The sequence below is a fragment of the Mycobacterium sp. NAZ190054 genome, assembly GCF_001545925.1.
In the GTDB taxonomy this organism is placed as follows: Bacteria; Actinomycetota; Actinomycetes; order Mycobacteriales; family Mycobacteriaceae; genus Mycobacterium.
The window spans coordinates 1-6,665 of record NZ_LMVQ01000210.1; the positions used below are offsets into that span (position 1 = coordinate 1).

General features: G+C 71.5%; 7 protein-coding genes and 1 pseudogene. 5 read left to right on the forward strand and 3 right to left on the reverse strand.

The window, feature by feature from the left end:
* A pseudogene (locus ASJ79_RS32305) lies at positions 1-133 on the forward strand (hemolysin III family protein); the annotation flags it as partial.
* 113 nt (positions 134-246) lie between these two features.
* Here ASJ79_RS32305 and ASJ79_RS15645 read toward each other — a convergent pair.
* Positions 247-852 (reverse strand): YqgE/AlgH family protein, encoded by a 606-nt coding sequence (locus tag ASJ79_RS15645; protein ID WP_067956700.1) that lies wholly within the window; start codon positions 850-852, stop codon positions 247-249.
* A 137-nt stretch (positions 853-989) separates the two neighbouring features.
* Between ASJ79_RS15645 and ASJ79_RS15650 the strand changes: the two genes are divergently transcribed.
* Together ASJ79_RS15650 and ASJ79_RS15655 are read left to right on the forward strand one after the other, a co-directional pair.
* Positions 990-2,273: an MFS transporter gene (locus ASJ79_RS15650; protein WP_067956713.1), complete on the forward strand. Its 1,284-nt coding sequence runs from the start codon at positions 990-992 to the stop codon at positions 2,271-2,273.
* A gap of 10 nt (positions 2,274-2,283) precedes the next feature.
* Positions 2,284-3,075 carry a TIGR03084 family metal-binding protein gene (locus ASJ79_RS15655; protein ID WP_067956704.1) on the forward strand — a complete coding sequence of 264 codons (792 nt, stop codon included), beginning with the start codon at positions 2,284-2,286 and terminating at the stop codon, positions 3,073-3,075.
* Here ASJ79_RS15655 and ASJ79_RS15660 read toward each other — a convergent pair.
* Positions 3,072-3,572 carry a pullulanase gene (locus tag ASJ79_RS15660; RefSeq protein ID WP_067956707.1) on the reverse strand — a complete coding sequence of 167 codons (501 nt, stop codon included), beginning with the start codon at positions 3,570-3,572 and terminating at the stop codon, positions 3,072-3,074. The two genes, ASJ79_RS15655 and ASJ79_RS15660, sit on opposite strands and share 4 nt — an antisense overlap.
* 7 nt (positions 3,573-3,579) lie before the next feature.
* Positions 3,580-5,040, reverse strand: a complete 1,461-nt coding sequence (locus ASJ79_RS15665; RefSeq protein WP_067956711.1) for a CCA tRNA nucleotidyltransferase — start codon at positions 5,038-5,040, stop codon at positions 3,580-3,582.
* Between the two features lie 85 nt (positions 5,041-5,125).
* Here ASJ79_RS15665 and ASJ79_RS15670 point away from each other — a divergent pair, with 85 nt between their 5' ends.
* Positions 5,126-5,899, forward strand: coding sequence for an NUDIX hydrolase (locus ASJ79_RS15670; protein ID WP_197420230.1), 774 nt, complete (start codon positions 5,126-5,128; stop codon positions 5,897-5,899).
* Between the two features lie 77 nt (positions 5,900-5,976).
* Positions 5,977-6,665 (forward strand): helix-turn-helix transcriptional regulator (locus ASJ79_RS15675; protein WP_231750865.1); only part of this gene is annotated, 689 nt, incomplete at its 3' end.

A 6,665-nucleotide genomic window follows, 5' to 3' on the forward strand; every position in this document is an offset into this window, starting at 1 on the left:
GCTGCTGATCGTCGGCGGCGCGCTCTACAGCATCGGTGGTGTGCTCTACGCGCTCAAGTGGCCCAACCCGTGGCCCACGACGTTCGGGCATCACGAGTTCTTCCACGCGTGCACCGCGGTCGCGGCGGGATGCTGGCAGGCGGCCACGGCCGTCGCGCGGCGCAACGCGCAGCACGCCGCGGTCACCGGCGGTGGCTGTGGCAGCGGTGCCAGCGGGTGCGGGACGTGCACCCTGTCCTGCGACCGCTAGTTGCGCGAGAGGTCGATCGGGTGGGTCGCCAGCAGCGACAACGGCAGTGGCTGCCGGCGCAGGATTCTTGCCCAAAGGTCCACCCGCGGTTCGACCAGGACGTCAGAGGGCAAGGCTGACAACACTATCCAGTCGTCACGCTCGATCTCACCCTCCAGCTGGCCGATGGTCCAGCCGGAGTAGCCCGCGAAGATCCGCACCCCTTCGACCACCGGTGCGATCGAGTCCGGGTCGGCGTCGAGGTCGACCATCGCGACCCTGCCCTGCACGTGCCGCAGCCCGGGCACCCTGCCCGGGTCCACCCCGACCCGCAACGTCGCCAGGCACAGCGCGGCGTCGCGCTTGACCGGGCCGCCGATGAACATGGTCTTGGGTTTGGTCGCCAGCTTCGCCCACTGCGGGAGGACGTTGTACACCGCGGTCTCACTGGCCCGGTTCAGCACCACGCCGAGGGTCCCGCCGTCGTTGTGTTCGACGACGTAGATCACGCTGCGCCGGAACGTCGGCTCCAGCAGATCGGTGTTCGCCAGCAGCAGCGTGCCCGCGCGGACCCGGTGTGCCGCAGGTGCGACGAAGTCCTCCGGATCCTCGGGTTGCGCCATTCGACCATCATGACACCACCGCCGCGCGATCGTGGTCGACAACGGCGCCGCTCTCGGTATTTGTACTGTGGATCGGGACGCGCAGCCGATGCCCGACCGTCTCCCCTTCCCCGCCTCGCCACCAGGACGTGACTTTCGTGCCCGACGACCGCGCTCTCCGGACGGTGTGGCGTTCGGTGCGAGCCCTGCCCGAGTTCCGCAGGCTGCTCGAGCTGCGCGCGGTCAGCCAGTTCGGGGACGGACTGTTCCAGGCCGGGATCGCCGGAGCGATCCTGTTCAACCCGGAACGCGAGGCCGAGCCGTGGGCGATCGCCGCGGCGTTCGCCGTGCTGTTCCTGCCGTACTCACTGCTCGGCCCGTTCGCCGGCGCGCTGCTCGACCGTTGGGACCGGCGCCTGGTGCTCATCGGCGCCAACCTCGGCCGCCTGGTGGTGGTGTTCGGCGTCGGGACACTGCTGGCCGCGGGGCTCTCCGACATCCCGATCCTGTTGAGCGCGTTGCTGGCCAACGGATTTACCCGGTTCGTGTCCTCCGGCCTGAGTGCCGCGCTGCCGCACGTGGTGCCTCGCGATCAGGTCATCGAGATGAACTCGGTGGCCACCGCCACCACCGCCGTCGCCGCGTTCGTCGGAGCCATCTTCATGCTGTTGCCGCGCTGGTGGTTCGGCGCCGGCGACTCCGGCGCCTCGATCATCATCTTCCTGGTGGCGGTGCCGGTGGGGGTGGCGTTGTGGCTGTCGATGCGGTTCCCGCCACGGATGCTCGGCCCTGACGACAGCATGCGGGCCGTGCACGGCTCGGTCGTCTACGCCGTGGCCACCGGCTGGCTGCACGGCGCCCGCACCGTGGTGGCGGTGCCGTCGGTCGCGGCGACGCTGTCCGGTCTTGCCGCGCACCGCATGGTGTTCGGCATCAACACCCTGCTGGTGCTGGTGATGGTGCGCCACACCGAAACCGCGACCGTCGCCGGGTTCGGCACCACCGTCCTGTTCGTCTCCGCCGGCGGCGCCGGTCAGTTCCTCGCCACCGTCTGCACCCCCGCGCTCGTCGCGAAGTGGGGGCGATACGCCGCCCCGAACGGCGCACTGGCCTTCGCCGCGGCGGTGCAACTGTGCGGCGCGACGCTGTATCTGCCGGTGATGATCGTGTGCGGGTTCCTGCTCGGAGCGGCCGGCCAGGTCGTGAAGCTGTGCGCGGACACCGCGATGCAGATCGATGTCGACGACGCGCTGCGCGGACACCTGTTCACGGTGCAGGACTCGATTTTCTGGGTGGCGTTCATCCTCGCGATCTCGGGTGCGGCGCTGGTGATTCCGCCCGACGGGCACTCCCCCGCGCTGGCTGTCACCGGAGCCGGCCTGTACCTGGCGGGGCTGGCCGTGCACGCGACCGCGGGACGGCGCGGGCGGCTGCCCGGCTAGGGTGAGCCCCATGGCCGGAGCAGCCCCGATGGTCGGCGATCTGCGCGCCGAGAGCGACGAACTGGATGCCCTGGTGGCGCCGCTGGCTGCCGGGCAATGGGCGCTCGCGACCCCGGCCGCGGGGTGGACGATCGCCCACCAGATCGCCCACCTGCTGTGGACCGACCGGGTGGCGCTGCTGTCGGTCACCGACGAGGCCGCGTTCGCGGCGGTCGTCACCGAGGCTGCGCAGAACCCGACCGGCTTCGTCGACGCCGGCGCCGAGGAACTCGCGGCCACGCCGCCGGCCAAATTGCTCTCCGATTGGCGCGCCACCCGCACCGCGCTGCACGACGCACTGCTGACCGTCCCCGCCGGCCGCAAACTGCCGTGGTTCGGCCTGCCGATGGGTGCGGCGTCGATGGCGACCGCGCGCCTGATGGAGACGTGGGCGCACGGCCTGGACGTCGCCGACGCGCTCGGCGTGACACGGGCGCCGACGGCGCGGCTGCGCTCGATCGCCCACATCGGGGTGCGCACCCGGGATTTCGCGTTCACCGTGCACGGGCTGACCCCGCCGCGGGAACCGTTCCACGTGAAACTATCCGCACCGCCCGGAACCGGTGAGCCGGAGTGGACGTGGGGACCGGAGGACGCCGCCCAGCAGGTGACAGGTTCGGCGGAGCACTTCTGCATGCTCGTCACCCAGCGCCGGCCCCGCTCGGCGCTCGACGTCGTCGCGGTCGGCGCCGATGCCCAGAAGTGGCTGACCATCGCCCAGGCCTTCGCCGGTCCACCCGGCGCCGGCCGCGACCGGGACTAGCGGTACTCGGCCGAGTCGGCGGTGCCGTTGCCGTCGGCGTCGGCGAGCCGGACGTCCCACCGGCCGTCACCGTCGGTGTCCACCCACGCCTGTCCGGCACCGAACGCGCGGTCGGCGAGCCCGTCGCCGTCGGCATCCGCCAGACGCTCCGGCTCGCCGTCCCCGTCGAGGTCGGGCGGCGCCGGACCGGCGGGGTGTTCGACCCCGTCGAGACCGAACCAGCGCAGCGCCGCACCGCCACGCTCGGCGGCGACCGTCCACGTGCCCGTCCCGTCGTCGGTGAAGAAGGCCTCCGGGATTCCGTCGCCGTCCAGGTCCCGCGCCGCGTGCTCGGCTGTGCCGTCACCGTCGAGATCGGCCAGCACGTCGTCGATCAGCCCGTCGCCGTCGAGATCGAGCCCGACGGAATCCAGCACGCCGTCCCCGTCGAGATCGTTGTCGGCTCCGGCGGTCCACCACGTCGCCGACCCGTCGGCGTCGCCCAGGCAGTACTCCATACCTTGATCAGACGCCGGGGCCGCCGTTCTCGTTCCACCACTTCAGCAATTCGGCGACGGCATCGTCGTGATCGAGCGGGCCGCGCTCCATTCTGAGTTCCTTGAGATGGTTCCACGCCTGCCCGACCTGCGGGCCCGGCGGGATGCCGAGGATCTGCATGATCTCGTTGCCGTCGATGTCCGGGCGCACCCGCGCCAGGTCTTCCCTGGCCGCCAGTTCCTCGATGCGCCGCTCCAGGTCGTCGTAGTTGGCCTGTAATCGCGCCGCGCGCCGCTTGTTCCGCGTCGTGCAGTCGGCGCGCACCAGCTTGTGCAGCCGGCCCAGCAGCGGCCCGGCGTCGGTGACATAGCGCCGCACCGCCGAGTCGGTCCAGCGGCCGTCCCCGTAGCCGTGGAAACGCAGATGCAGATACACCAGCTGCGAGACGTCGGAGATCATCTGCTTGGAGTACTTGAGCTCACGCATCCGTCTGCGGGTCATCTTCGCCCCGACCACCTCGTGGTGGTGGAAGCTCACTCCCCCGTCGGCCTCGAGCCTGCGGGTGGCCGGCTTGCCGATGTCGTGCAGCAGCGCCGCCCAGCGCAGCACCAGATCCGGACCGTCGGGGCCCTCCAGGTCGATGGCCTGCCGGAGCACGGTCAGCGAATGCTGGTAGACGTCCTTGTGCTGATGGTGTTCGTCGATGGCCATCCGCATGGCGCCGACCTCGGGCAACACCACCTCACCGAGACCGGTCTGCACCATCAGGTCCACCCCGGCCACCGGGTCGGCGCCCAGCAGCAGCTTGTCCAGCTCGGCGGCCACCCGCTCGGCGGTGATCCGCGCCAGCTGCGGTGCCATCTCCTCGAGGGCCTGCCGCACCCGCGGCGCCACCGCGAAGCCGAGTTGCGAGACGAACCTGGCCGCCCGCAGCATGCGCAGCGGGTCGTCGCCGAACGACACCTCGGGCGCGGCGGGGGTGTCGAGCACCTTCCGGCGCAGCGCGGCGAGCCCGTCGAGCGGATCCAGGAACTCGGAGGGGCCGTCGGGGGTGACCCGGACCGCCATCGCATTGACGGTGAAATCCCGGCGCACCAGGTCGTCGGCGAGGTTGTCGCCGTAGCGCACCTCGGGATTGCGCGACACCTGGTCGTAGGTGTCGGCGCGGAACGTGGTGATCTCCAGCCGGTCGCCGCCCTTGCCGACACCGAGCGTGCCGAACTCGATGCCGGTGTCCCACAACGCGTCGCCCCAGCCGCGCAGGAAGCGCAGCATCTCGTCGGGCCGGGCGTCGGTGGTGAAGTCCAGGTCGGAGCCGAGCCTGCCCAACAGCGCGTCCCGCACGCTGCCCCCGACCAGGTACAGCTCGTGACCGTGGTCGGCGAACAGCCGGCCGACCTCGCGCAGCACCCCGCCGTGCGCGTTCAGCGCGACCTGCGCCGCGGCCAGCAATTCAGCTACATCGTCCTCGGGGGTGGGGTCCTGCACGTCCGATGAGCCTACTGGTCACAGCGATGTCACCGACCGGCGAGTGTGGCGAGTGCTGCCGTTCATGCCAGCTACTATCGCTTGGGTGTCGGACGGCGAACAGGCCAAACCACGACGGCGCCGCGGGCGCCGCCGGGGCCGACGCGCGGCAGGGCCTCCCGAAGCGGGCCCGGACGAGAACCCGAAAAGCGCCGCAGCCGGCGCCGCCGGCCGATCGGGGCAGTCGCCCAAGCCGCAGAAGACCAGGACCCGGCGCCCGCCGGAACGGCTGCGCACCGTGCACGAGACGTCCGCCGGCGGCCTCGTCATCGACGGGATCGACGGCCCCAAGGACCATCAGGTCGCCGCGCTGATCGGGCGCATCGACCGCCGCGGCCGGATGCTGTGGTCCCTGCCGAAGGGCCACATCGAGATGGGTGAGACCGCCGAGCAGACCGCCATCCGGGAGGTCGCCGAGGAGACCGGGATCCAGGGCAGCGTGCTGGCCGCGCTGGGCAGCATCGACTACTGGTTCGTCACCGAGGGCCGGCGCGTGCACAAGACCGTGCACCACTATCTGATGCGCTTCTCCGGCGGCGAGCTCTCCGACGAGGACGTCGAGGTCACCGAGGTGGCGTGGGTTCCGGTGAAGGACCTGCCGTCGCGGCTGGCCTACGCCGACGAACGCCGGCTCGCCGAGGTCGCCGACGAGCTGATCGAGAAACTGCACACCGACGGGCCCGGTGCGCTCCCGCCGCTCCCGCGCACCGCGCCGCGACGCCGCGGACAGACCCACTCGCACACGCGGCGGCACAGACCTGACCCCACCGCTCAACCCAATCCCGGCCGGCGGACGAACGGCTGCGGTCAAGGGCCGTGACCGTGCCCGCGCGGCGGATTCCTCATCGCGGCTCGTCCCTCACCGCTCGATCGTCACCCGCCGGACCCGCGCGGCGGATTCTTCTCGCGGTCCTCGCGTTGCTGCTGGCCGTCGCCCCGGCCGCCACCGCCCCGATCGGCGCCGCCCAGCCCGCCTCCGCGCAGTTCCTGCGCGTGCAGATCGACACCGTCTCCCCCGACGTCGTCACGACCACCAGCGACCCGATGGTGACGGTCGCCGGCACCATCAGCAACATCGGGGACCGGTCCGTGCGCGACGTCGTGGTGCGGCTGGAACGCGCACCGGCGACCACCACCTCGACCACGCTGCGCACCGACCTGGCAGGCAACGTCGACCAGTACCAACCTGTCGCCGACTTCGTCACCGCCGCACCGGAACTGGCGCGTGGAGAACAGGTCCCGTTCCGGCTCAGCTACCCGTTGCGCGCCGCCGGTCAGTCGTCGATGCGCATCGACGGGCCGGGGGTCTATCCACTCATGGTCAACGTCAACGGCACCCCCGACTACGGGGCGCCGGCCCGGCTCGACGACTCACGTTTCCTGCTGCCCGTGCTGGGGGTGCCGCCCGAGGACGGTGAGGACTCCGCGGGCGACGCGGTGGAATCCGCGGTACCGCCGGACACCACCCCGGCCGTCACCTCCCTCACCCCGCAGGAAGCCCAGGTCGCTCGCCTCGCCCGGGAGGGCTTGTCGAATCCGGAGATCGGCGCGCGGTTGTTCATCAGCGCCCGGACGGTGCAGTACCA